We start from the raw sequence: 24,837 nt of genomic DNA on the forward strand, positions 1-24,837 counted from the left end.
GTCGTTGTAATGTGCAAGCCGGCTGCGCGAAAGCGGCCGGTCGAGCGAGCTCAAGCCGGCTTCTGGGGCCGGCTCTGCGGGCCGCGCTTCAGCGCCTGACCCAGGGCAAGGCGGTAGCCATCGGCGCCCAGCCCGACGATCACGCCTTCGGCGAGATCTGAAAAATAGGAGTGATGACGGAACGGCTCACGGCGGTGGACGTTCGACAAATGCACTTCGATGAACGGGATGGCTACACCGGCCAGCGCATCGCGCAAGGCCACACTGGTGTGGGTGAGCCCGCCCGGGTTGATGACGATGAAGGCCGTTCCATCGAGCCGGGCGGCATGGACACGGTCAATCAGCGCGCCCTCATGGTTGCTTTGGAAGGTCACCACGGTGGCGCCGCCATCGGCTCCGATCTGCTGCAGTTCAGCATTGATCTGATCCAAAGTCGTCGACCCATAGACCTGCGGCTCGCGCGTGCCGAGCAGATTGAGGTTGGGGCCGTGAAGGACGAGAACTTGCATGAACCGGGGGGTGGCTTCAAAAACAAAGGCTGAACTTTACGCGTTTTGAGTACCGTTCAGCGCAAAAAGCCAAATAAATGCGTTCAGCCCAATTGGGCGACCCAATGGGTCAATTCGGCGGGCTCGAGGATGCCCAGTTTGCGGAAAGCGACCGCGCCGCGGCGATCGAAGATCACGCTGAACGGCAGGCCACCCCGTTCGTTGCCGAGCGAGCGCGCCAAATCTACACCTATGAAGCCGGCCAGGCCGATGGGGAAACCGACAGGCACCTTGGTCAAAAACTCGCGTACGGGCGTCGGGCCGTCGATTGCCAGGCCCACCACCTGCCAGCCGTTGGCCTGGTGTTGGCGGTGGAACGCGTCCAGCATCGGCATCTCCTTGACGCAAGGCGCGCACCAGGTTGCCCAAAAGTTGAGCACCAGCGGCTTCCCCTGCCACGGCGCCATCACGATCTCACCGCCGCCGGGCTGCTCGAAGCGTTGTGTCCACAAAGCTTGTTCGGCTTCGGTGAGGGCCGTGCCGCGGGCGCCACGCCACCAGGCGAAGCCTGCGCCGGCGGCGGCGGCCGTCACGGCAATGCCGGCAGTGAGTGCCAAGCGGCGGTTCATGCAGCCTCCATCAGGCGCCGCAGCGCGGCCAGGTCACCGCGTTCGGACTGGCCGCGTGCATCGGGCTTGAGCGCGCCGCGGAGGTCGTCGTGGTCGAGGATGCTCAGATGCACGGTCACCGGCTCGCCGAGTTCGGCGCTCATGCTGCTCAGGCTGAGCACGTCGATGGGTTCACCGCGCGGGCCGTTGACCGTGCCCACGTCGTAGTCGACTCGCTTGTCGATCAGGGCGATCTCGGCCTCCTTGGAGTCGTCGCAGAAGAGCTGCAGGTGCACGCTGCTCAGCCGGGTGGCCGTGCCGCGCCAGACGGCGCCGGTGAGGTGCGGGCGAAAGGCCTGCAGCCGTTCCATCCAGAGCGCCGCCACCTCGCGCAGCGCGCGCAGTTCGCCCGGCTGGGTGTCGGCGCAGAAGAGTTGCAGGTAGCTGCGCACCTCGTCTTCGATCTCGTCGTTGCCGGGCAGGTCGACCGAGCGCACGCCCTGCTTGCCCAGCAGCTTGGCGGCACGCCGCTTGGCGGGGCCGTACTCCATGCCTTCTTCGACGATCAGGCGCGCGGCAGTGCTCGCCAGTTCGGCGCTCAGGTGGGGATTCATGGGCTGGATTCTGAAGGGGCGACGGCCGCTCAGGGCAATTCCACGGCGCCCATGCGGGCTGAAACGGTCGAGGCGCGGCCCATCACGTAGGCCGAGGCGGGCCGCTTCTCGAAGCGCTTGGGGGCAGGCAGCATCACTGCCAACCGCGCCGCGGCAAAGCTCCCGAGCTGGCTGGCGCTCACATGGAAGTAGTGGCGCGCGGCGGCTTCGGCACCGAACAGGCCTTCGCCCCACTCCACGTTGTTGAGGTAGATCTCCAGGATGCGCCGCTTGCTCAGCAGTGCCTCCAGCATGAAGGTGATGACGAACTCCTGGCCCTTGCGCGCGAGGTTGCGCTCGCCGGCGAGGAAAAGGTTCTTGGCCAGCTGCTGGGTGATGGTGGAGCCGCCCACGATCTTGGGCGTGGCGGCTGGTTTGGGCGGCACCGGCTTCTGACTGCGCGCCGCCTGGCGAGCCTGTCGCTCATTGATCTTCTCGGCCTGGGCCTCGGCGCGCAGGTTCTTCTCCCAGGCCTTCTCGAGCGCATCCCATTCCACGCCGCTGTGCTCGACGAAGCTGGCGTCTTCGGAGGCGATGACGGCGCGCTTGAGGTGGTCGGAGATGCGGTCCTGGTCGACCCACTGCTGGCTCCACAGCAGCTGGTGCTGCTCGGCCACGATGCGGCGCATCTCCGAGCGCTGGAAGGTGGTGGACTGCGGGTCGACCACCGCCATCAGGCCCACCCGGGCCGCGAAGTAGAGCTGCAGCGCGAGCGCCGAGAGCACGATCAGCCCCAGCACCCGGATGCCGTGATGCCAGAGGGCCTTCATGGCTTGGTGGCCAAACGGCTGCGCAAGGCAGCCAGCACGGGTGCGGTCTCGGGGCGAACACCACGCCAGATGAAGAAGGCCTCGGCCGCCTGCTCGACGAGCATGCCCAGGCCGTCGCGGGCATGCGCGCCGTGTCGCGTGGCCCAGGCCATGAAGCCGGCGGCGGCCGGGCCGTACATCATGTCGAGTGCGAGGCCACCCGGCTTCAGCGCCGTGGCGGCCACCGGGATGTCTGCGCCTTGCAAGCTGGTCGCGGTGCCGTTGATGACCACGTCGAAAGCCGCGCCGCAGTCTGCCAGCGAGCGTGCGGCGAGGGTGGTGCCGTGCCGCGAGGCCAGGGCGGCGTGGCGCTGCACCAGGGCCAGTGCCTTGTCGATGCTGCGGTTGGCCACCACCAGCTCGGCGGGGGCGGATTCAATGAGTGGCCCCAACGCTCCGGCCGAGGCGCCGCCGGCTCCGATCAGCAGCACGCGACGGCCGCGCAGCGGCACGCCGGCATTGCGTTCGATGTCGCGCACCAGGCCGATGCCGTCGGTGTTGTGGGCCACCCAGCCATCGTCCTCGAAGCTCAGCACGTTGGCCGCCTCGGCCAGCGTGGCACGTTCGCCTCGCCTGGCAGCCAGGGCAAAGGCTTCCAGCTTGAACGGCACGGTGACGTTGCAGCCGCGCCCGCCGGCGGCGGCGAAGGCCTTCACCTGTTGCGCAAAACCATCCAGCGGGCACAGCAGCCGGCCGTAGTCGAGTGACTGGCCCGTCGCTTCGGCGAACTGCGCGTGGATGAAAGGCGATTGGCTGTGCTCGACCGGGTTGCCGGCCACGACGTAACGGTCCATGGAGTTCTAGTTCTTGACCGGCGCGGTGACCGAGGTCTCGAAGCCGTCTTCACGCGAGAAGCGGAAGCGCGTGGGGATCACCAGCTGGTCGGCCTGCTTCTTCATGGCGGTGGAGAAGTTGCCGAAGGGCGCGGCCGCTCGCACGATGGAGACGGCGCGCTTGTCGAGCAGCTTGGACTGCGAGGCCTGCACGATCTCGGTTTCGACGATGCGGCCGGCCGAGTCCACGGTGATGATCATCACCAGTTCGCCGTACAGCTTCTTGCCCTGGTACTCGGGGAAGTTGCGCGTGCCGCGGTCTTCGATCTTGCGGCGAAGCTGGTCGTAATAGATGGCGTAGACCTCTTCGCGCGTGGACGGGCTGATGTAGCGCTTCTTGGGCCGTGCGTTCTCTTCGTTGATGCGCTTCTCGATCTCGGCCAGCAGCTGCAGCAGCTGCTTGCGGCGCTCTTCCTGGGCGCGGTCTTGCGGGTTGCCGCGGTCGCGCTTGGGGTCGGGCTGCGGCAAGGTGGCCAGCTCGCGCCGCACCTGGGCCAGCAGCTGCAGCTGGGTTTCCTGCAGTTGCTCGATCTGCTTGCGTGCGTCGTCGGCCGAATCGCCGATCTCGGTGAGCGCCGCGCTCGGCAGCGGTGAGGTGGCGCGCCCGCGGTCGACATCACCGCCGCCGGCCAGGTTGCGCTGGGCGATGGCCTGTGCCTTGGTGGGTGCTTCGTTGCCGCGGGAGTTGACGAGGATCACCTCCAGCGGCGTGTCTTCGAAGGTGCGGTTGAAGCTTTCCGGGTCTACCGCCTGCCATGCGAACAGCAGCACCGCGTGCACGGCGACGGATGTGGTCAGCGCAATCTGCAGGGCGGAGAGTTTCTTCAGCATGGGCTAGGGCGCAGATGCTACCGCGGGCTCCTCGCTCGGGGCTGCTGGGGCGTCGTCTGCCACGTCGATCGCCAAGGTGAGTGGGCCGGCGCTGGCTTCTTCGATCTCGGAGTCCTCGACCACGGCGTCGTCGGCCGAGGTGGTCGGGTCGTCGAGGCGGGCCAGCAAGCTGGCGTGCAGGTCCAGCGTCAGCAAGTCGGTGCCCGTCACCCGCACCCGCACGCGCGCGCCGCGCGGCAGCGACTCGGTGCCCACGGCGCGGAACACCAGCGGCAGCGTGTCGGCACGCACCAGGCCATCTTTCATGACGGCGGCGTCGAGCTCGGTGATGCCGTTCTGCGTCAGGTACTGCAGCGTCCAGTAGCGCTCGATGCCGGACTGGAAGCCGTTGTACGCGGTGTAGGCGGCATCGAAGCCGGAGATGATGGAGAACAGCGCCGCGTCCTTGGGCTTGAACGGCGCGGCCAGCGCCGCGGTGCGACCGTGGCGGGCGCAGGCAATGATCTGCCACTGGTTTACCAGGTCGACGTAGCGGCGCAGCGGCGAAGTGGCCCAGGTGTACTGCGCCACGCCCATGCCGGCGTGCGGCGCGGGCTTGGTGCCCATGCGCACCTTCACACCTGGTGCCATGCTGGCCTGGCTGCGGTAGATGCCGGGCACGCCGTTGTCGGCGATCCAGCCGCCCCAGGTGCTGTTGGCGAGGATCATGGCCTCGGCCACGATCAGGTCGAGCGGGGCGCCGCGGGTGCGGGTGCTGATCAGCACGCGCTCATGGCCCTTGGGCTCGGCGCCGTCGTTGCCTTCGAGGCGGAAGTTGTAGTCGGGTCGGTTGAACGATTCGGGCTTGCCTCGCACCACTTCGCGGGCTGCCTTGAGGTGCCGGGCCAGGCGGAAGGCGAAGGCCAGCTCAGTTGCAAAGGCGTAGCTCGCAGGCGCCTCGCCGGTCAGCGAGGCCTCGGTGATCACTGCATCGAGCTGGTCGTGCCGCAGGTTGGCCGCAATGGGCACGCGCTCCAGCCGGGTCTCGCTGCTCTTGACCGCCAGCGTGGCCTCGTCAAGGCTCACGTACAGCGACACCGCCGGGCAGTCGCGCCCTTCCAGCAGGGTGTAGGCCTGCACCACGTCGTCGGGCAGCATGGTCAGCTTGTAGCCCGGCATGTAGACGGTGGACAGCCGGTCGCGCGCCACCTTGTCGATGGCGCCATCGGGCGTGATGGCGAGACCGGGTGCGGCGATGTGGATGCCGAAGACCACGGTGCCGCTGCCCAGGCCCTGCACCGAGAGCGCGTCGTCGATCTCGGTGGTGGCCGAGTCGTCGATCGAGAAGGCCTGCACCGGCGCGAGCGGCAGGGCTTCCTTGACGGCGGGTGCCTGCAGCGCCGGGAAGGCCGTGCCCTTGGGGAAGTTCTCGAACAGGAAACGCCGCCAGTGGAACTGGTAGGGCGAGTCGATGGCGCCGGCTGCCTTCAGCAGGTCGAGCGGCGCGCGCTGCGACTGCTTGGCCGCCTCGACCACCGCCTTGTACTCGGCCGCGTTCTTGTCGGGCTTGAAGAGGATCTTGTAGAGCTGCTCGCGTACCGGCGCCGGGCACTGCCCAGCCTTCAGCTCCTGTGCCCAGGTCTCGATCTGCGCGGCGATCTGCTTCTTGCGCTCGATGCCCAGCAGGGCGGCCTTCACGATCTCTTCGGGGGCCTTCTTGAACTGTCCCTTGCCCATGCGGCGGAAGTAGTGCGGTGCCTCGAACAGGCGGAACAGCGCCGCCGCCTGCTGCGCGACGCTGGCCTTGTCGTTGAAGTAGTCGCGCGCCAGGTCGGCGAAGCCGAACTCGTTGTCGGGCGCGAATTCCCAGGCGAGGTCGAGGTCGATCTCCTGCGCCAGGCGCTGGCCGTCGGACAACAACTCGGCCGGGCTGGGCTTGTCGAACTTGAGCAGCACGTTGGCCGTCTTCACCTTCACGCGCTTGCCGGAATCGAGCTCGATCTGCATCGAGCCTTCGCCCTCGGTCATCACGCGGCCGGCGAGGAACTTGCCGGCGTCATCAAACAATGCGTACATGGCCGCGATTATCAGGTGCGGATCAGGGGGAGGGCGCCAACCCCAGGAAGTGCAACAGATGCGGCAAATGCGTGTCGAAATCCGACAGGGCATGGTCGCTGCCCTCGACGATGCGCAGGTGGCAGCCGCGGTAGCGCGCGCTCATCTCGCGCCAGTCGAGCACCTCGTCGCCGGTGGCGACGATGGCGAAGTAGCGCTCCGGCCGGGCCAGCTCGGCCGGCGTCATCTCGCGCAGCTGGTCCACGTAGGCCGGCAGAAAGAAGAAGCGCTCCTCGCTGTGCCAGGCGGTCGTCTCGCCGATGTGGCGCGCCAGGTCACGCGCCGGGTCGACGGCCGGGTTGATGAGGCCGGCGCGGCAGCCCAGGCGTTCGGCCAGCACGGTGGCGTAGAAGCCGCCCAGCGAGCTGCCCACGATGGCCATCCGGTCGCGCGGCCAGTGGCGCACGCCATCGATCAGCATCTCGATGGCTTCGCGCGGCGAAGGCGGCAGCTGCGGGCACCACCAGGTCACCTTGGGGGCGTGCTCGGTCATCCAGGCGGCCATGCGCCGTGCCTTGGCCGACTGGGGCGACGAGCGAAAGCCGTGCAGGTAGAGCAGGTGGGTGGGCGGCATGGTGCGGGCGTGGAACTGGCCGGCGTGCGCCGGCTCGAAGCGGGGGCGTGAAGTTTGCCCCAGTCCGCCGGTGGCTCCGGATTGCCCCCAGGCTGGAGCGGCTGCCGATCGAACCTAAACTGAATTCATCTCACCTGCCAGGCCCCGAGGACTCTCCCTTGAACGAACCGAACGCATCTCGCCCGCTGGGTTGGGCCATTGCCTCCGTGCTGCTGCTCCAGGCCTGTGCCTTTCCGGGGCCAGACGCTTCCAGCGCCAGCGCCAGCCCCAGCCCCAGCCCCAAGCCCACGCCCGTGGCCGCCGCCAACAGCGCGGCCGTGCCCGCGCCGGTGGGCCGTGCCGCCGCGGCAGCGCCCGCGGCATCGGCTGCTTCGGGCGCGGCTGCGGCGCGCCCCCCTGAGCCCGGCCAGCCCAAGCCCTTCGACGAGGTCGTGAAAGACGCCACCCAGCAGGCCGGCTTCGTGCCCGTCTGGCGCAAGGACGACAAGATCTGGCTGGAGATCCCCGCCGAGCGCCTGAACCAGCCCTTCCTGCTGTCGGTGAACATCGCCAGCTCGGTCGGCGAACGCGGCCTGTATGCGAGCCAGATGGGGCCGTCGTGGCTGGCCAGCTTCCGCAAGATCGGCACCAACCAGATGCAGCTGATCGCGCTCAACACCAGCTACGTGAGCGGCACCGCGGCCATGAAGGCGGCGGTGGAGCAGGGCTTCTCGCACAGCCTGCTCGGCTCCGCGGCCATCGCCAGCCAGCCCCACCCGCAGCGCAAGTCGGTGCTGATCGACGCCGGCTTCCTGCTGACCGACATCCCGGGCTACTCCACGCGCATCGAGCAGGCCTTCCGTCTGCCCTTTGCGCTCGACCGCGGCAACTCGTTCTTCGAGAAGACGCGCGTGAGCGACGAGATCACCACCGTCAACGCGCGCATGCATTTCGCCACCCCGCGCATCCCGGCACCGCCGCTGGTGCCGAGCCCGGTGCCCGTGCCACCACCGCCGTCGACCACACCCGATCCGCGCAGCATGTTCGTCGGCTTCGTCTACAGCTTCACCAAGCTGCCCGAAGCACCAATGGCGGCGCGCAAGACCGACCCGAGGCTGGGCCACTTCTTCGACGTCGTGACCGACCTCGGCACCGACCTCAAGGCCAACCCGCGCTTGCACTACATCAACCGCTGGCGGCTGGAGAAGGCCGACCCGGCGGCCGAGCTGTCCGAACCCAAGCAGCCCATCGTCTACTGGCTCGACAAGAACATCCCGCCGCAGTACCGCAAGTCGGTCGAGGCCGGCGTGCTGGAGTGGAACAAGGCCTTCGAGAAGATCGGCTTCAAGAACGCCATCGTCGTGCGCCAGCAGGCCGACGACGCCGACTGGGACAACATGGACGGCCGCCACGCCTCCATCCGCTGGTTCGTCGGTTCTGACGTCGGCTTCGCCATCGGGCCCAACCACTCCGACCCGCGCACCGGCGAGATCATCGACGCCGACATCGGCATGAGCGACGTGTTCGGCCGCACCTCGCGGCGCTTCATCTCCGAAGACGTGGGCCGCAGCGCACCCGCACGCCTCTCGCTGCGGAACCACCCGGGCGAGGCCGCGTACTGCAACTACGCCGAGGAGGCGGCCGCCGAGATGGACTTCGCGCTCGACCTGCTCGAAGCGCGCGGCGACCTTGCACCGGACAGCCCCGAGGCCGAGGCCTTCGTGCAGTCGGTCATCAAGGACACGGTCATGCACGAGGTCGGCCACACCCTGGGCCTGAAGCACAACTTCAAGGGTTCCACGGTGGTGAGCCGCACCGCGCTGCAGGACAAGGCGCTCACCGACAAGTACGGCCTCTCCGGTTCGGTGATGGACTACGTGGGCTTCAACCTGGCGTTGCGCGGCGAGAAGCAGGGCCGCATGGTCAACGCCACCCTCGGCTCCTACGACTACTGGGCCATCGAATACGCCTACAAGCCGATCGACGCCGCCAACGAGACCACCGAGCTCGCCCGCATTGCCTCGCGCAGCACCGACCCGCTGCTCGCCTATGCCGACGACGCTGAGGCCGGTGGGGTGGGCAACGACGGCATCGACCCGCTGGTGAACCGTTTCGACCTGGGCGACGACCCGCTGGCCTACTACGTGAAGCGGCTGCAGCTCTCGCGCGAGCTGTGGCAGCGCGTGCAGGAGCGTGGGCCGCAGCCCGGCGACGAAGCCACGCGGCAGCGCCGCGTGCTGCTGAGCGGCTTCCGCCAGCTCGGCCGCGCGACGGAACTCGTGGGCAAGTACGTGGGCGGCATGTACACCGTGCGCGACCTGCCCGGCACCACCCAGCGCGCGGCCTACGTGCCGGTGGAGCCGGCCAAGCAGCGCGAGGCGCTGCAGGTCCTGGCCACGGGGGTGTTCAATGCCGACAGCTTCCGTTTCAAGCCGGAGTTCATCGCCAGCCTCTCGCCCGACTACAACGAGTGGGATCGCGGCGGACCGGTGAGCATCCCGGCCACGGTGCTGTCATTGCAGACGACTGCGATGGACCGCCTGCTCAGCCCCGGCACGGCCTCGCGCCTGATCGACCTGCCGTCCTACGTGAGCGACGCCAAGCGGCGCAACATCATCTCGCTGGCCGAGGTCTACAGCACCCTGCAGAACGCCGTGTGGAGCGAGCTCAAGTCCGGCAAGGAGATCGACCGCCTGCGCCGCAACCTGCAGCGCGAGCACCTGCGGCGCATGCAGAACCTGCTGACGCGGGGCGCGGGCAGCTTGCCGCCCGATGCCCTCAGCCTGATGCGGATGAATGCCGTCGACCTGCAGGCGCAGCTGAGGCACGCGGCGGCCAACGGCAGCCTGTCGGTCGAAAGCCGAGCCCACCTGCAGGACAGCCTGTCGCAGCTGACCGAAGCGCTGCGTGCTTCCATGCAGCGGAGCTAGCTAGCTGTTGAGGTTCGCGAGGGTCGTCAGCAGCTTCTCGTGGATACCGCCGAAGCCGCCATTGCTCATGCACAGCACATGGTCACCGGGGCGGGCGACCTTGCGCACGGCGGCGACCAAGGCCTCGATGCTGTCGGCGACGACGGCCTTGTCGCCCATGGGGGACAGCGCCTCGCGGGCATCCCAGCCGAGGTTGCCTTGATGGCAGAACGACAGGTCGGCCTCTTCCAGCGCCCAAGGGAGCTGCGCCTTCATCGCGCCCAGCTTCATGGTGTTGGAGCGCGGCTCGAACACCGCCAGGATGCGGTCCAGGCCGACCTTGCGGCGCAGGCCGTTCACCGTGGTGTGGATGGCCGTGGGATGGTGGGCGAAGTCGTCGTAGACCTTCACGCCGTTCACCTCGCCGCGCAGCTCCAGGCGGCGGCGCACGTTCTCGAAGCTGGCCAGCGCCTGGCCGGCGACTTCCGGCGACACGCCCACGTGCTCGGCCGCCGCGATGGCTGCCAGCGCGTTGAGCTGGTTGTGTTCGCCCAGCAGCTGCCAGTCGACGCGCGCAATCTTCAGGCTGCCGCGCAGCACATCGAAGGCATGCGGCTCACCGCGGGCACGCAGGGCACCGGGTGTTTCCTTGCGGGTGCCGAAGCGCACGACCTCGCTCCAGCAGCCTCGCTCCAGCACGCGCTGCAGCGACTCCTCGCGTGCATTGACCACCAGCCGGCCGGCCGCGGGCACGGTGCGCACCAGGTGGTGGAACTGCGTCTCGATGGCCGCCAGGTCCGGGAAGATGTCGGCGTGGTCGTACTCGAGGTTGTTGAGGATGGCCGTGCGCGGGCGGTAGTGGACGAACTTGCTGCGCTTGTCGAAGAAGGCGGTGTCGTACTCGTCGGCCTCGATCACGAAAGCCTTGCCCTTGCCGAGGCGTGCGGACACACCAAAGTTTTGCGGCACCCCGCCGACCAGAAAGCCGGGCTCCAGGCCAGCCTGATCGAGCATCCACGCGAGCATCGAGGTGGTGGTTGTCTTGCCGTGCGTGCCGGCCACGGCCAGCACGTGGCGGCCTTGCAGCACCTTGTCGGACAGCCATTGCGGGCCGCTGGTGTAAGGCAGGCCGGCATCGAGGATGGCTTCGATCAGCGGGTTGCCGCGTGAGACCACGTTGCCGACGACGAAGAGGTCGGGCTTCAGGGCGAGCTGGTCGGCGTTCCAGCCTTCGATGAGTTCGATGTCGAGCGCGCGCAGTTGGTCGCTCATTGGTGGGTAGACGCCGGCGTCGCATCCGGTGACCTTGTGGCCCGCTTCGCGCGCCAGGGCGGCCAGGCCACCCATGAAGGTGCCGCAGATGCCGAGAATGTGAATGTGCATGGGCTCGATTCTAGGAGCCCATCACAATCGATCCATGGCTTGGATCACTACGCATCCATGGGCTTATCCCCTGCTTGAAGTGCTGCACATCCTGGGCATTGCGCTGCTGCTGGGCAGCCTGGCGCTGTTCGAGTTGCGGGTGTGGGGCCTGGGGCTGGAACTGCCGGTGCGCCCGCTGGCGCGGCTCGCGCTGCGCGTGACGGTCTGCGGCTTTGCGCTGGCTGCCGCCACCGGCAGCCTGATGTTGGCCGGCCAGTGGGACGAGCTGCAAGGCAATCGTGCCTTGCTCGCCAAGATGAGCCTGCTGCTGGTTGCCGGCGTGAACGCGCTGCTCTTTCATCTGCGTGGCGGGCTCGACAAGGTCGACCGCACGGCGCGGCTGCAGACCGCGCTGTCGCTGGGGCTTTGGGTGCTTGTCGTAGCCTGCGGGCGATTCATCGCCTACGCCTGACACCACGTGAAGGAGGTCTCATGCAACGACGCGTGTTTCTGGTAGCTGGTGCCTCCGGCTTCGTGCTGCCTGCACGGGCTCACCATGGCTGGAGCAGCTTCGATGCCGAGCGCCCGCTGTACCTCGAAGGCCGCGCCACCAAAGTGGTCTGGCAGAACCCGCATGCCGAGGTCATGCTGGAGGTGGCGACACCGCTGGCCCTGCCGGGCGACCTGGCCCGGCGTGCCGTGCCGGCACAAAGCGCGCGGCTCGACGGCCCGGCCATCCTTGCCAAGGCTCAGCTGCCCAGGCGCAGCGACAAGGTGTGGGAGCTGGAGCTGGCACCACTCAGCCGCATGGAAGCGTGGAAGGTGGCCGAAATCAAGCCCGGCACGCTCTTGTCGGTGGTGGGCTACGCCTTCGCCGAAGAGAAGGGCGAGCCGGTGCTGCGCGTGGAATACCTGTTCGTCGGCGGTAAGGCCTACGGCTTGCGCTCGTCGCCTGCCTGACCGGCCGACGCGTCAGAGCGTGCGCAGGACCTGTCGCGCAGCGGCGTGCGTGGCCGCGATGTCGGCGCTGCTGTGCGCCGAACTGACGAAGCCCGCTTCGTAGAGTGCCGGCGCCAGGTAGATGCCTGCCTCCAGCATGCCGTGGAAGAAGCGGTTGAAGCGCTCCTTGTCGGTGGCCATCACGGTGGCGTAGTTCTGCGGCAATGCGTCGGTGAAGAAGAAGCCGAACATGCCGCCTTCGCAATCGGCGATGAAGGGTACGCCGGCCTCCTTGGCCGCCGCGGAGAGGCCATCGACCAGCTGGCGCGTGCTCGCTGCCAGGGCCTCGAAATAGCCCGGCTTCTGGATCTGCTTGAGCGTGGCCAGGCCGCAGGCCGTGGCCACCGGGTTGCCCGACAAGGTGCCGGCCTGGTAGACCGGACCCAGCGGGGCCAGCTTCTCCATCACGGCACGCTTGCCGCCGAAGGCCGCCAGCGGCATGCCGCCGCCGATCACCTTGCCGAACACACTCATGTCGGGCTCGAAGCCGGGCAGGGCGCGGGCGTAGACGCTCTGCGCGCTGCCCAGGGCGACGCGGAAGCCCGTCATCACCTCGTCGAACACCAGCAGCGCGCCGTGCTGGCTGCACAGCTCGCGCAAGCGCTTCATGAAGGGCAGGCTGGCGCGCACGAAGTTCATGTTGCCGGCGATGGGCTCGATCACCACGCAGGCGAGGTCGGCGCCGTGCAGCTTGAAGGCTTCTTCGAGCTGGCCGATGTGGTTGTATTCGAGCACCAGCGTGTGCTGCACCACCTCGGCCGGCACGCCGGCGCTGGTGGGGTGGCCGAAGGTGGCCAGGCCCGAGCCGGCCTTCACCAGCAGGGCGTCGGCGTGGCCGTGGTAGCAGCCTTCGAACTTGATGAGCTTGTTGCGCCCGGTGGCGCCGCGCGCCAGGCGGATCGCGCTCATGGCGGCCTCGGTGCCCGAGCTGACCAGGCGCACCTGTTCCATGCTGGGCACGAGCTTCAGGATCTCCTCGGCCAGCTCGATCTCGCGTTCGGTGGGGGCGCCGAAGGAGAAGCCTTCGAGCGCGGCCTTCTGCACCGCCTCAAGCACGGCTGGGTGGCCGTGGCCGAGGATCATCGGCCCCCAGGAGCCGATGTAGTCGATGTAGCGCTTGCCCTCGGCGTCGAAGATGTAGGGGCCTTCGGCGCGAGCGATGAAGCGCGGCGTGCCGCCGACCGCCTTGAAGGCGCGCACCGGCGAGTTGACGCCGCCGGGGATGACACGCTGGGCGCGCTCGAAGAGGGCGGCGTTAGTGGACATGGCGCGGATCCTTGGGAGCTTGTTCGTCGCCATCGGCCTCGGGGCCGCCCTCGCCTTCTTCGCCCGGGGGCAGGGCCCAGAAGAAGCGGTCGGGGATCACGTTGCCCATGCCGGGGCGGAAGCCCGCGTCCAGCGCCTGGTCGAGGAAGGCAAGCGACTCGCCCACGGCGGAGTGCAGTTCGCTCCCGGCGGCCAGCAAGGCAGCCAGCGCGGCCGACAAGGTGTCACCGGCGCCGACGAAGCTCACCTCGAAGCGCTCGAACTTCTCGCCGGTGATGGCGCCCTGGGGCGAGGCCAGCACGTTGTCGAGGAACTGGTCGGGCAGCGGCACGCTCGTCACCAGCACGAAACGGGTGCCATGTTGCGAGGCCGCCACGGCCAGTTCGCGCGGCGAGGCCGGGCGTTCGCTGCTCCAGTCGGGCAGCAGGAAGTTGGTCAGCGTCTGGTGACTGCCGACCAGCACCTCGGTCTGAGGCAGCACCAGCTCGCGGAAGGAATCGAGGTAGGCCTGCTGGTCGTCCTCTTCGACCCATGACAGGTTGGGCATGTAGGCCACCAGAGGCACGTCGGGGTAGTCGGACAGCACTTCGGCCACGGCGCTCACACCCTCGGCCGAACCCAGGAAGCCCACCTTCCAGGCGGCGATGGTCACGTCTTCGAGGATGCTGCGTGCTTGCTCGACCACCACGTCGGCGTCGATGGCGCTGTGGTCGAACACCTCGGCGGTGTCGCGCAGGACCACGGCCGTGACCACCGGCAAGGCATGGGCGCCCATGGCGGCGATGGTGACCACGTCACCGGCCAGTCCGCCAGCCCCGCTCGGGTCGCTGGCATTGAAGGTCATCACGCAGGCAGGCGCCGGGCTGTCCTGGGCGGCCTCAGGGGCGGTTTCTGTGGGGTTGACGTCGGTGGTCATGGGGGCGTCCATCTGAAGATGCCGGTTTGCCAGCACTTCTAGAAAAATGTGAGGAAAGTGGCGTATGTGCCCACAAACTAACGCCTTTTCGGGATTTTGCGTGGCTACAATCTTTTCTCATTGTAGTGACGCGATAAAGAATAAACGTGAGCAAAGACGCTAGTGCGGTGCGTACATGGATGTGCCTGATTTGCGGTTGGATCTATGACGAAGCCGCCGGCGATCCTGACCACGACATCGCGCCCGGAACCCCTTGGGAAGCTGTGCCCATGAACTGGACGTGTCCAGAGTGTGGCGCGCGCAAGGAAGATTTTGAAATGGTGCAGATCTGATCTTCGGATCGGCCTGTGCCTACCGCAGTCGTTGAGGAGACAACCTGGTGAGCAACGAAGCCCCTGCAGGCATCAAGGTGCTGGTCATCGACGACAGCAACACGATCCGCCGCAGCGCAGAGATCTTTCTGAAGCAAGGCGGCTATCAGGTGCTGCTGGCCGAGGATGGTTTTGACGCCTTGTCCAAGGTGAACGACCACGCGCCCGATCTGATCTTCTGCGACATCCTGATGCCGCGCCTCGATGGCTACCAGACCTGCGCCATCATCAAGCGCAACCCCAAGTTTTCCGCCGTGCCGGTGATCATGCTGTCGTCCAAGGACGGCCTGTTCGACAAGGCACGAGGCCGCATGGTGGGTTCCGAGGCCTACCTGACCAAGCCCTTCACCAAGGACCAGCTGCTGCAAGTCGTTGAGCAGCATCGGCGATCAGATTGAGTATGTGGCCGGCCACCGTTGAGGGCCGGCCGAGATGGAGTAACGAGCGATGGCAATCAAGAAAATTCTGCTGGTGGACGATTCGAAGACCGAACTCCACTTCATGTCTGAACTGCTGACCAAGCGTGGCTATACGGTGCGCACGGCCGAAGACGGTGAAGATGCCATGCGCCGCCTGGGCGAGGAAAAGCCCGACCTGATCCTGATGGACGTCGTGATGCCCGGCCAGAACGGCTTCCAGCTCACCCGCGCCATCACGCGCGACCCGCGCTTCGTCGACGTGCCGGTGATCATGTGCACCAGCAAGAACCAGGAAACCGACAAGGTGTGGGGCATGCGCCAGGGCGCACGCGATTACATCGTCAAGCCGGTCGACGCCGACGAGCTGATCGCCAAGATCAAAGCGTTCGACTGATCCGCATCCACCCAACCCCGCACGGCGAATGCAAACCCTCCACCCAACCCTCCACGTTCTGCAGGCAGGTGTGAATGGCCAATAAGGAAGCATTGCGCGAACTGCAGAGCCGCCTGGCTGAAAAGCTCAAGGTGGCGCGTACGCAAGAACGCGGCAAGTCCTGGCTGGCCGTGGAGTGTGGAGGCCACGGGTTCCTGTTTCCTCTGCAGGAAGCCGGTGAAATCTTCCCCTTCGCGCCGGCCATGCCGGTGCCCTACACCAGCCGCTGGTTCATGGGTGTGGCCAACCTGCGCGGCCGCCTGCACGGCGTGGTCGACCTGGCCGGCTTTCTCGGTGTCCGCACGCAGCAGCAGGAGCAGGGCCGCGACCAGTCGTGGTTCGTGGCCTTCAACAACGACCTGAACATCAACTGTGCCGTGATGGTCGACCGGTTGGCTGGTCTGCGCAGCCTGGAACAACTGACCGCCCAGGCCGACGATGGCCAGCCGAGGCCGTCCTTCGTGGGCGTGCACTACCGGGACGAGAACAACCGGCTGTGGCGCGAGCTGAACCTCGCTGCGCTCGCCAACGAGTCTGCATTTCTGAAGATCGCGGGCTGACGCGCGTTGGGCGCCAAGGCTTTCTGACAGTCACATTGAGCTAAGACGGAACGAGGAACATATGAGCTTCCTGGACAAAATCAAAGGCATGGGCAAGGGCCGCGACCGCTCCAACGAGCTGGACGCCGACAACTCGGTGATCCCGCTCGACGACGTCATCGCCCTCGACCGTCCGGTTCTCGATGGCGCCGCAGCGAATGCGGCCCCCGCAGACGCCGCGACGGCACGCACGGTGCACATGGATTCGTCCATCATCACCGAGGCCGCTCCCTCCGAGATCGCCGACTTCTCCGAAACGCGCCTGCCACCCGGCAGCGAAGACGCTCCCGGCGCCACTGGCTTGCCGCTGATCGGCAACCAGCCCGTCGCCACCCAGCAGCGTATCTTGCTGAGCCTGGTGGGTCTCGGCCTGCTGGGCCTGATCGGCATGACGATCTACTCCTTGAACTCCGCGGCCAAGGGCTCTGCCCAGGTGGCGGCTTCCGGTCAGGCGTTGATGCAGTCGCAGCGTCTTGCAAAGTCGGTGTCGCAGGCGCTGATCGGCAGCCCGCAGGCGTTCCCGGAGGTGAAGGAAAGTACCGAAGTGCTCGCCAAGAGCGTGCGCGGCCTGGCCAAGGGTGACGACAACATCAACGTTGCGCCATCGTCGGTGCAGGAATCTCTGGCACCGATGGTTCCGCTGGTGGACCGCGCCGAGAAGAACGCCAACACCGTGATGGGCCAGGAAAAGATCCTGACGCAGGTGGGCAAGGCACTTCGCACCATCAACCGCCAGTCGTCCGACCTGCTGGAAATCGCCGAGACGGTGTCGTCGCTCAAGCTGCAGCAGGAGGCCTCGCCGGCCGAACTGTCGGCCGTGGGCCAGTTGGTGATGTTGACGCAGCGTATCGGCAAGTCGGCCAACGAGTTCCTGACCATGGAAGGCGTGTCGCCCGAAGCCGTGTTCTTGCTCGGCAAGGACTTGAACTCCTTCCGCGAAATCGCCGACGGTCTGCTCAACGGCAACCAGGAGCTGCGCCTGCCGGGCACCAAGGACGCCCAGACCAAGGAGCGTCTGCAAGCCCTGCTGAAGCAGTACGAAGAGACCCGCACGGAAGCCGGTTCGATTCTGGGCAACCTGCAAGGTCTGGTGTCTGCGCGTGAAGCCCAGGCATCGATCATTGCCGACAGCGAACCGCTGCGTAAGGGCCTGGAAACAGTGCAGGACCGCCTCGGTTCGGAAACCGGCTTCAGCCGCGTGGCCCTGGTGGCCCTGCTGCTGTTCGCAATCTTGCTGGCCGCCGGCGGTGCCGGTCTGCTGAAGTTGTACGTGAACGACCAGGCCCAACGCGCCTCGCTGGCAAAGGCCCAGCAGCTCGAAGCAGAACGCCAGGAACAGGAAGCCAAGCGCGTCAACGACGCCAACCAGGCCGCCATTTTGCGATTGATGAACGAACTGCAGACGGTTGCTGAGGGTGACTTGACACAGCAAGCAACCGTGACCGAGGACATCACGGGCGCCATCGCCGACTCGGTGAACTACACGGTGGAAGAACTGCGTACCCTGGTGTCGCAGGTGCAAGGCACGGTAGGCCGGGTGACCGAAACGACGCAGCAGGTGGAAGCCACGTCGACCGAACTGCTGGCAGCCTCCGACGAACAGCTGCGCGAGATTCGCGAAACCGGCGAGTCGGTGCTTCAGATGGCAGGCCGAATCAACGAAGTGTCGGCACAAGCCCAGCAAACCGCCCAGGTGGCGCGTCAATCGCTGCAAGCTGCCGAGTCGGGTCTGACGGCTGTGCAGAACACGATCGGCGGTATGAACTCGATCCGCGACCAGATCCAGGAGACATCCAAGCGGATCAAGCGACTCGGCGAGTCGTCGCAGGAGATTGGTGAAATCACCGAACTGATTTCGGACATTACGGAACAGACGAACGTGCTGGCACTGAACGCTGCCATTCAAGCCGCATCGGCCGGTGAAGCCGGCCGGGGCTTCTCGGTGGTTGCGGAAGAAGTGCAGCGGCTTGCAGAACGCTCCGGCGATGCAACGCGCCAGATTGCGGCCCTGGTGAAGACCATTCAGACCGACACCCAGGACGCGGTGGGCGCCATGGAGCGCTCCACGCAGGGTGTGGTGGAAGGTACCCGACTGTCTGACGCGGCAGGTAACGCGCTCGGCGACATCGACCGCGTGTCACGCCAGCTTGCCGACCTGATTTCGCAGATTTCCAACCAGGCATCCCGCGAAGCCGAATCGGCCAACGTGGTGGCAGCCAACATCCAGCACATTTTTGCGGTGACGGAGCAAACTGGTGAAGGTACGCGTTCCACGGCCCAGATGGTGCGCGAACTGTCCCGTACTGCTGAAGAACTGAAGCAGTCGGTCGCCCGGTTCAAGATCGGTTGATACACAGCGCCTGCGGCCTGATGGGCCGCAGCCCCTGACTCGACACAAGGTATCGGATGGACAGCCACGCGACGACGAGTGACACCATGAGCGAGATGAGCGACGACCTCAGTGCGTTGGCGTGGGTGCATGAAGAGCTGCGCCGCTCGCTCGACAACGCCCACAAGGCCCTGCGCCGTTTCGTCAAAGAGAGCGAATCGGTCAGCGGATCCGATGTCGACGCCGTCGACCCGGCCGTGCTGCGCAGTGCGCGGCAGCAGATCCATCAAGGCGTCGGTGCGCTCGAACTGGTCGGGCTGCCGTCTGTGGCCGTGGTGCTGCGTGCGAGCGAAGCCGCCGTGCAGCGCTTTGTCGCCAAGCCCGACAAGCTGACCGCTGCCGATGTCGAAACCATCGAGCTGGCCTCTTTCGCCTTGCTCGACTACCTGCAGCGCATGCTGTCGGGCAAGCCGGTGTCGCCGCTTGCCCTGTTCCCGCGCTACCAGGCCGTGCAGACGCTGGCGGGTGCCGAGCGTGTCCACCCGGCCGACCTGTGGACCGTCGACTGGCGCTGGCTCGATCTCGCCCATGAAAAGGGCGTGACCCCGCAGGCGGCCGACGAAACAGCGCGCGCTGCCCTCGAGAAACAACTGCTGCTGTTGATGCGCGGCCAGAACGCCAAGGCGGCGCTGGCCATGAGCGACATCTGTGCTGGCCTGGGCGCCGGTGCGTCCAGCATGCCGGCATCGACCCTGTGGAAGTTGGCGGCTGCCTTCTTCGAAAGTCAGGGCCAGGGCTTCCTCAAGGCGGACCTGTTCAGCAAGCGTGTTGCCTCGCGCCTGCTGGCCCAGTTCCGTGTGTTCGAGCGCGGCGAGTCGGATGTCTCCGAGCGTCTTGCGCAAGACCTGCTCTTCTTCTGCGCCCAGAGCGCATCGCCCGGCGATGGCCGCAAGGCCCCGCGCCTGGCCGCGGTGCGCCAAGCCTATGGCCTCGCGCAGTACGTGCCGGCCGACTATGAAGTCAACCGCCTGGGCCGCTTCGACCCGGCCGTGATCGCGCAGGCGCGCAAGCGCGTGGCCAGCGCCAAGGACGTCTGGTCGGCCATTGCCGGCGGTGAAATGCACCGCCTGAGCGGGCTGTCCGAGCAGTTCTCCCTGGTCGGCGATTCGCTCAAGCGCCTCTACCCCAACGGCGAGTTGCTCGCCGACGAGCTGGGCCATGCCGTCAACCAGACCCAGCAGGCCGGCGCCGCGCCGCAGCCGGCGCTGGCGATGGAAGTGGCCACCAGCGTGCTGTACCTCGAAGCCTCGCTGGAAGACGGCGACTTCGACAGCCCCGACGAAGGCCAGCGCGTACGTCGCCTGGCCCAGCGCATTGCCTCGGTGCGCGCCGGCCACACCCCCGACCCGCTCGAAGCGTGGATGGAGGAGCTGTACCGCCGCGTGTCCGACCGCCAGACCATGGGCAGCGTGGTACAGGAACTTCGCCACTCGCTTTCCGAGGCCGAAAAGCACATCGACCAGTTCTTCCGCAACCCGACGCAGCGCGATGCCCTGGCTCCGGTGCCGGGCCTGATGGGTTCGATGCGCGGCGTGCTGTCGGTGCTGGGCATGGACCAGGCCGCACATGCCGTGCTGCGCATGCGCGACGACGTCGATGGCCTGCTCGCTACCGACGTCGACCCGCAGCAGGTTGTGCAGTCGGGCACCTTCGACCGCCTGGCCAGCAACCTCGGCGCTCTGGGCTTCCTGATCGACATGCTCAGCGTGCAGCCGCAGATGGCCAAGTCGCTGTTCGTGTTCGACGCGCAAGCCGGCACGCTCAGCCCGCTGATGGGCCGCAGCGCCGCCGCGCGCAATGCCTCCAACCTGGTGGTTCCCACAGTGCAGGCGGTCGAACCGCGCCTGATCGAACAGGCCCAGTCGCTGGCGTTTGCCGCCGTGAGCGACCGCGTGCCGCTCGACGAGGTCACGCGCAACCTGGAACACCTGTCGCACGAAGCGCAGGCCGCGGCGCAGCCCGAGTTGCAAGCCGCCGTGGCGCAGGCCCAGAACGCCATCGAACACGCCGCCGGCCCGGCCCAGGTTGCCGCCGCGCGCGAGCAGCTTTCTGAAGCCCTGGCGGACTTCGTCCACACCGCCAGCGAGCCGATCCCGCTGGATGAAGCGCCCGTTGTGCCCAAGGCCCCGCCACCGGCTCCGCAGCCGCTGGTGCCCACGCCCACGAGCATGGCCACCGACCTCGGCGACGACCCCGAGATGCGCGAGATCTTCCTCGAGGAAGCGCGCGAAGGGATCGAGACCGCTCAAGGTGCCCTGGCGCAGTTGACCAATTCGCCGGCCAACCTGGAGCAGCTCACCACGGTGCGCCGCGCCTTCCACACGCTGAAGGGCAGCTCGCGCATGGTCGGGCTGAAGGAATTCGGCGACGCCGGCTGGGTCTGCGAGCAGCTCTACAACAGCTGGCTGGCCGAACAGAAGGCGGCCGATCCGGCTCTGCTCGGTTTCTCGGACAACGCACTGAGCTACTTCAGCGACTGGGTCGAAGCGATTGCCGTCCAGCAGCCGGGCGCCTTCAGTGCCGCGCCGGTGAAGGCTGCGGCCGACGCGCTGTCGCGTGGCGAGCCGGTGCCGTCCATCGTGCCTTCGGCCGCGGCCGACCTGCCGATGATGTCGCTCTCGTTCCCTGCCGACATCCCGAGCGCGCAGGATCTGGTGCTGCCACCAGCTGCCGAACCTGTGCCTGCCCCGGCACCTGTCAGTGCCCCGGCTGCCATGCCGGAGCTGTCTTTTGACCTCGACCTGGGATCGTTCGACGACCCAAAACCCCTGGCGGCCCCCGAGGCCGCGACCCCGCCCGTTGAGTTGCCGGCAGCCGACGTGCTGCAGGCTTTCGATGCGCCGACGGTCGTCGAGCCCCATCAAGCCACTGAAGATCTGCTCCCCACCGCCGAGTCGGTGGAGATGATCGAACTCGACCTCGACGACAAGCTGTTTGCCGCCGCCGACGCCCCGACGGTGGTTGAAGCCGCGCCGGCGCCGCAGGTGGAAGAGCCTGCACCGGCAACGCCGACGCCCTCCGACGACGACCAGGTCAAGGTGGTCGGCGACCTGCGCATCAGCATCCCGCTGTTCAACATCTACCTCAATGAGGCCGACGAGCTCTCGCGCCGCCTGACCACCGACGTGGCCGAGTGGGGCATGGAGTTGCATCGCCCGATTGGCGAAGTGCCCATTGCGCTGGCCCATTCGCTGGCCGGCAGTTCCGCCACGGTGGGCTTTGCCGACCTGTCGCACCTGTCGCGCCTGGTCGAGCATGCGTTGATGCGCTCGCACGCCATCGGCCATGGCACGCCTGACGAAGCACGACTGTTCGTCGATGCCGCCGAAGAGATCCGCCGCCTGCTGCACCAGTTCGCGGCCGGCTTCCTGAAGCCGGTGGCACCGGAACTGCTGCAACGCCTGGCCGAGCACGAGATCAGTTCGGCACGCCGCCTCGAAGCGGTCAATGCCGCCGATGCGCCGGTCGAGGAGGCGTTGGCTCCGTTGCCTGAGCCCGAACCGGAGCTGCAGCCTGAGCCGCTGCCCGAGCCCGAGGTCGTCGCGGCGCCGCCGCCCGAGCCGCTGGCTCGCAGCTCGCGCCCGGCACCGCTGACGGTGGCCAACTCCGAAGCGCTGGTCGCCCACGTCGACAGCTCTTTCGGTGGCCTGGACACCCACACCGGTGCGCTCGGCCAGGCCGAGTTCAAGGCCCTGGCCCCTCTGCCCGTCGAGCCGGCCCGTGCCGCCCCGGTGCGTGCCGATGCGCTCGATGGTGAAGACGACATCGACGCCGTCGATGCGGTCGACGCCGAACTCTTCCCGATCTTCGAGGAAGAAGCCGAAGAACTGTTGCCGCAACTCGACTCCAAGCTGCGCGAATGGGCCCGCCGCCCGACGGACAACGGCCCGGCCGCGGCCTGCATGCGCACCCTGCACACGCTCAAGGGCGGTGCCCGTCTGGCCGGCGCGATGCGGCTGGGTGAAATGGCCCACCGCCTGGAGACGCTGATCGAGCACCTGCTGGCACAGCCGGTGGCAAGCGCGGCAGATGTCGAAGCCCTGCAGGCACGCTCTGATGCGTTGTCGGCCACCTTCGAGGCGCTGCGTTCGCGCGACGCCCAGGCCTATGCCGAGGCAGAAGACTCGGTGCACGCCGCGCTCGACGAACCCCAACCGGTGGTGGCTGCTCCTGCGCCCGCGCCTGTGGCGCCCGTGCTGGCACCCATTGCCACCACGCAGCTGGTGCAGCCGCAACAACCGGCGCCGCAAGCACCGGTTGAAGCGCCCGTGGCTCCCGTGGCCGCGGCACCCGCTCCTGCTGGCTCTGCCGCTGCATCATCATCGACGCGTGACGTCGATTGGTCGCGCTTTGCCGCCTCCGGCGCCGAGGCTCAGGTCCAGACCGCGGCCGACCGCAACGTCGGCGCATCCAACGCCGCGGTACGCGTGCGAGGCCCGCTGCTCGAGCGTCTGGTCAACCAGGCCGGTGAGGTGAGCATCACGCGCTCGCGGATCGAGGCCGAGGTGGGCAACATCCGCGGTTCGCTGGGCGACCTGACTGACAACCTGGAGCGTCTGCGCCTGCAGCTGCGCGACATCGAGTTCCAGGCCGAAACGCAGATGATCTCGCGGCAGGAAGCCGCGAAGGCCGCCCACGAGACCTTCGACCCGCTGGAGTCCGACCGCTTCACGCGCTTCCAGGAACTCACCCGCATGATGGCCGAGTCGGTGAACGACGTGGCCACGGTGCAGCGCACGCTCACGCGCACGCTGGAAACGACGGAAGACGAACTCGCCGCCCAGGCCCGACTCACGCGCGACCTGCAAGACGACTTGCTGCGTACCCGCATGGTCGAGTTCGAAAGCACCTCCGACCGTCTGTATCGCGTGGTTCGCCAGGCGGCCAAGGAAACCGGCAAGCAGGTGCGTCTCGACATCGTCGGCGGCTCGATCGAAATCGACCGAGGCGTGCTCGACCGGATGACGCCGGCCTTCGAACACCTGCTGCGCAACTGCGTGACGCACGGCATCGAAACGCCTGAGGCGCGCACCGCAGCGGGGAAGGACGCCGCTGGCAACATCGTGGTGGCGGTCCACCAGGAAGGCAACGAAGTCGGCGTGGAGTTCCGCGACGACGGCGCCGGCCTCAACCTGCAGCGCATCCGCGAGAAGGGCCTCGCCATGGGCCTGATCCAGGCCAATGAGCAGCACGGCGCAGGCGACCTGGCCAACCTGATCTTCACTCCCGGCTTCTCGACCGCCGACACGGTGACCGAACTCGCCGGCCGTGGCGTGGGCATGGACGTGGTGCGCTCCGAAGTGAACGCCATGGGCGGCCGCATCGAGACTGCCACCGCCGCTGGCCAGGGCACCAGCTTCAAGCTCGTGCTGCCGCTGACCACCGCCGTGACGCAGGTCGTGATGGTGCGCTGCGGCACCACCGTCGTGGCCTTGCCGGCCACGCTGATCGAGATCGTGCGCCGTGCCAGCACCAAGGAACTGGAGGCGGCCTACGCCAGCGGCTCCTACCCGCTGGGCGAGCGCTCGCTGCTGTTCTTCTGGTTCGGCTCGCTCCTGCAGGAAGGGCCGCGCAGCCAGGAAATGGTTGGCCGCACCCGGCCGGTGATCGTGGTGCGCAGTGCGCAACAGCGCATTGCCTTGCACGTCGACGAAGTGCTGGGCACGCAGGAAGTGGTGGTGAAGAACCTCGGGCCGCAGCTGTCGCGCCTGCCAGGTCTCGCCGGCATGACGCTGCTGGCTTCGGGCTCGGTGGCACTCATCTACAACCCGGTGGCCTTGGCCACGCTGTATGGCGAAAGCGCCCGAGCCGCCACGGTTGCCTCGCTCGGCGCGTCGTCGCACGAGCCGCTGCTGCCGGTCGCCGAGGAAGAGCCGGCCGTGCAACTCGCGCCGCTGGTGCTGGTGGTCGACGATTCGCTCACCGTGCGCCGCGTGACCCAGCGCCTGCTGGTGCGCGAGGGCTACCGTGTCGTGCTGGCCAAGGACGGCATCGAAGCGCTGGAGCGCCTGGCTGAAGACCTTCCGCAAGTGGTGCTGAGCGACATCGAGATGCCGCGCATGGACGGCTTCGACCTGGTGCGCAACATCCGCGGCGATGCGCGCCTGCGTGGCCTGCCGGTGATCATGATCACCTCGCGCATCGCGCAGAAGCACCGCGACTACGCAGCCGAACTGGGCGTTGATCACTACCTTGGCAAGCCGTACTCCGAAGAAGACTTGCTGGCACTGATCGGCCGCTACACGGCCATGCCAACGGCGGTCTAGGCGAGCGCATGTCTCGCCTGGCGGTACCCTTCCAATGTC

The 24,837-nt window shown here is 67.3% G+C and carries 20 protein-coding genes; 9 read left to right on the forward strand and 11 right to left on the reverse strand.

Features of this window, described 5'->3' with window-relative positions:
* Positions 1–50 precede the first annotated feature (50 nt).
* From aroQ to VFL64_RS20355, 8 genes are all read right to left on the reverse strand, one after another.
* The gene (gene aroQ, locus VFL64_RS20320) at positions 51–509 is read right to left on the reverse strand and encodes a type II 3-dehydroquinate dehydratase (RefSeq protein ID WP_489542200.1); all 459 of its coding nucleotides are present in this window, start codon (positions 507–509) and stop codon (positions 51–53) included.
* A gap of 83 nt (positions 510–592) precedes the next feature.
* A complete protein-coding gene (locus tag VFL64_RS20325; protein ID WP_489542201.1) occupies positions 593–1,117 on the reverse strand; it encodes a TlpA family protein disulfide reductase in 525 nt (174 codons plus the stop codon).
* The gene (locus tag VFL64_RS20330) at positions 1,114–1,710 is read right to left on the reverse strand and encodes a hypothetical protein (RefSeq protein ID WP_489542202.1); all 597 of its coding nucleotides are present in this window, start codon (positions 1,708–1,710) and stop codon (positions 1,114–1,116) included. Before VFL64_RS20330 ends, VFL64_RS20325 begins: the two co-directional genes overlap by 4 nt.
* Before the next feature lie 29 nt (positions 1,711–1,739).
* Entirely contained in the window at positions 1,740–2,519 is a 780-nt protein-coding gene (locus VFL64_RS20335; RefSeq protein WP_489542203.1) for a transglycosylase domain-containing protein, read from the reverse strand.
* Complete coding sequence (gene aroE, locus VFL64_RS20340; protein ID WP_489542204.1) at positions 2,516–3,352, reverse strand: shikimate dehydrogenase; 837 nt, start codon at positions 3,350–3,352, stop codon at positions 2,516–2,518. Before aroE ends, VFL64_RS20335 begins: the two co-directional genes overlap by 4 nt.
* A 6-nt stretch (positions 3,353–3,358) precedes the next feature.
* Positions 3,359–4,222: an energy transducer TonB gene (locus tag VFL64_RS20345; RefSeq protein WP_489542205.1), complete on the reverse strand. Its 864-nt coding sequence runs from the start codon at positions 4,220–4,222 to the stop codon at positions 3,359–3,361.
* A 3-nt stretch (positions 4,223–4,225) separates the two neighbouring features.
* A complete protein-coding gene (locus VFL64_RS20350) occupies positions 4,226–6,277 on the reverse strand; it encodes a ribonuclease catalytic domain-containing protein (RefSeq protein ID WP_489542206.1) in 2,052 nt (683 codons plus the stop codon).
* 22 nt (positions 6,278–6,299) lie between these two features.
* On the reverse strand, positions 6,300–6,890 hold the full coding sequence (locus VFL64_RS20355) for a YqiA/YcfP family alpha/beta fold hydrolase (protein WP_489542207.1): 591 nt from the start codon (positions 6,888–6,890) through the stop codon (positions 6,300–6,302).
* Between the two features lie 158 nt (positions 6,891–7,048).
* On the opposite strand from VFL64_RS20355, the gene VFL64_RS20360 reads away from it, so the two are divergent.
* Positions 7,049–9,799, forward strand: a complete 2,751-nt coding sequence (locus VFL64_RS20360) for a zinc-dependent metalloprotease (protein ID WP_489542208.1) — start codon at positions 7,049–7,051, stop codon at positions 9,797–9,799.
* On the opposite strand, the gene mpl is transcribed toward VFL64_RS20360, so the two are convergent.
* The gene (gene mpl / locus VFL64_RS20365; RefSeq protein ID WP_489542209.1) at positions 9,800–11,161 is read right to left on the reverse strand and encodes a UDP-N-acetylmuramate:L-alanyl-gamma-D-glutamyl-meso-diaminopimelate ligase; all 1,362 of its coding nucleotides are present in this window, start codon (positions 11,159–11,161) and stop codon (positions 9,800–9,802) included. It abuts the gene before it with no gap.
* 34 nt (positions 11,162–11,195) lie between these two features.
* On the opposite strand from mpl, the gene VFL64_RS20370 reads away from it, so the two are divergent.
* Positions 11,196–11,612, forward strand: a complete 417-nt coding sequence (locus VFL64_RS20370; RefSeq protein WP_489542210.1) for a hypothetical protein — start codon at positions 11,196–11,198, stop codon at positions 11,610–11,612.
* Between the two features lie 20 nt (positions 11,613–11,632).
* Positions 11,633–12,100 carry a DUF6152 family protein gene (locus tag VFL64_RS20375; RefSeq protein WP_489542211.1) on the forward strand — a complete coding sequence of 156 codons (468 nt, stop codon included), beginning with the start codon at positions 11,633–11,635 and terminating at the stop codon, positions 12,098–12,100.
* A 12-nt stretch (positions 12,101–12,112) separates the two neighbouring features.
* On the opposite strand, the gene hemL is transcribed toward VFL64_RS20375, so the two are convergent.
* A complete protein-coding gene (hemL, locus tag VFL64_RS20380; protein ID WP_489542212.1) occupies positions 12,113–13,405 on the reverse strand; it encodes a glutamate-1-semialdehyde 2,1-aminomutase in 1,293 nt (430 codons plus the stop codon).
* Positions 13,395–14,321: a bifunctional hydroxymethylpyrimidine kinase/phosphomethylpyrimidine kinase gene (gene thiD / locus VFL64_RS20385; protein WP_489542213.1), complete on the reverse strand. Its 927-nt coding sequence runs from the start codon at positions 14,319–14,321 to the stop codon at positions 13,395–13,397. The genes hemL and thiD overlap by 11 nt, the downstream gene beginning before the upstream one ends.
* Before the next feature lie 179 nt (positions 14,322–14,500).
* Between thiD and VFL64_RS20390 the strand changes: the two genes are divergently transcribed.
* From VFL64_RS20390 to VFL64_RS20415, 6 genes are all read left to right on the forward strand, one after another.
* Positions 14,501–14,653 (forward strand): rubredoxin, encoded by a 153-nt coding sequence (locus VFL64_RS20390; protein WP_309725513.1) that lies wholly within the window; start codon positions 14,501–14,503, stop codon positions 14,651–14,653.
* Between the two features lie 47 nt (positions 14,654–14,700).
* Positions 14,701–15,090: a response regulator gene (locus tag VFL64_RS20395; protein WP_489542214.1), complete on the forward strand. Its 390-nt coding sequence runs from the start codon at positions 14,701–14,703 to the stop codon at positions 15,088–15,090.
* A 49-nt stretch (positions 15,091–15,139) separates the two neighbouring features.
* Entirely contained in the window at positions 15,140–15,505 is a 366-nt protein-coding gene (locus tag VFL64_RS20400) for a response regulator transcription factor (protein ID WP_489542215.1), read from the forward strand.
* Between the two features lie 74 nt (positions 15,506–15,579).
* A complete protein-coding gene (locus VFL64_RS20405) occupies positions 15,580–16,104 on the forward strand; it encodes a chemotaxis protein CheW (protein WP_489542216.1) in 525 nt (174 codons plus the stop codon).
* A gap of 61 nt (positions 16,105–16,165) precedes the next feature.
* Entirely contained in the window at positions 16,166–18,493 is a 2,328-nt protein-coding gene (locus VFL64_RS20410) for a methyl-accepting chemotaxis protein (protein WP_489542217.1), read from the forward strand.
* 86 nt (positions 18,494–18,579) lie between these two features.
* The gene (locus tag VFL64_RS20415) at positions 18,580–24,798 is read left to right on the forward strand and encodes a hybrid sensor histidine kinase/response regulator (protein ID WP_489542218.1); all 6,219 of its coding nucleotides are present in this window, start codon (positions 18,580–18,582) and stop codon (positions 24,796–24,798) included.
* Positions 24,799–24,837 lie beyond the last annotated feature (39 nt).

Origin of the sequence: Rhizobacter sp., from assembly GCF_035702065.1 — a bacterium.
In the GTDB taxonomy this organism is placed as follows: domain Bacteria; phylum Pseudomonadota; class Gammaproteobacteria; order Burkholderiales; family Burkholderiaceae_C; genus Rhizobacter.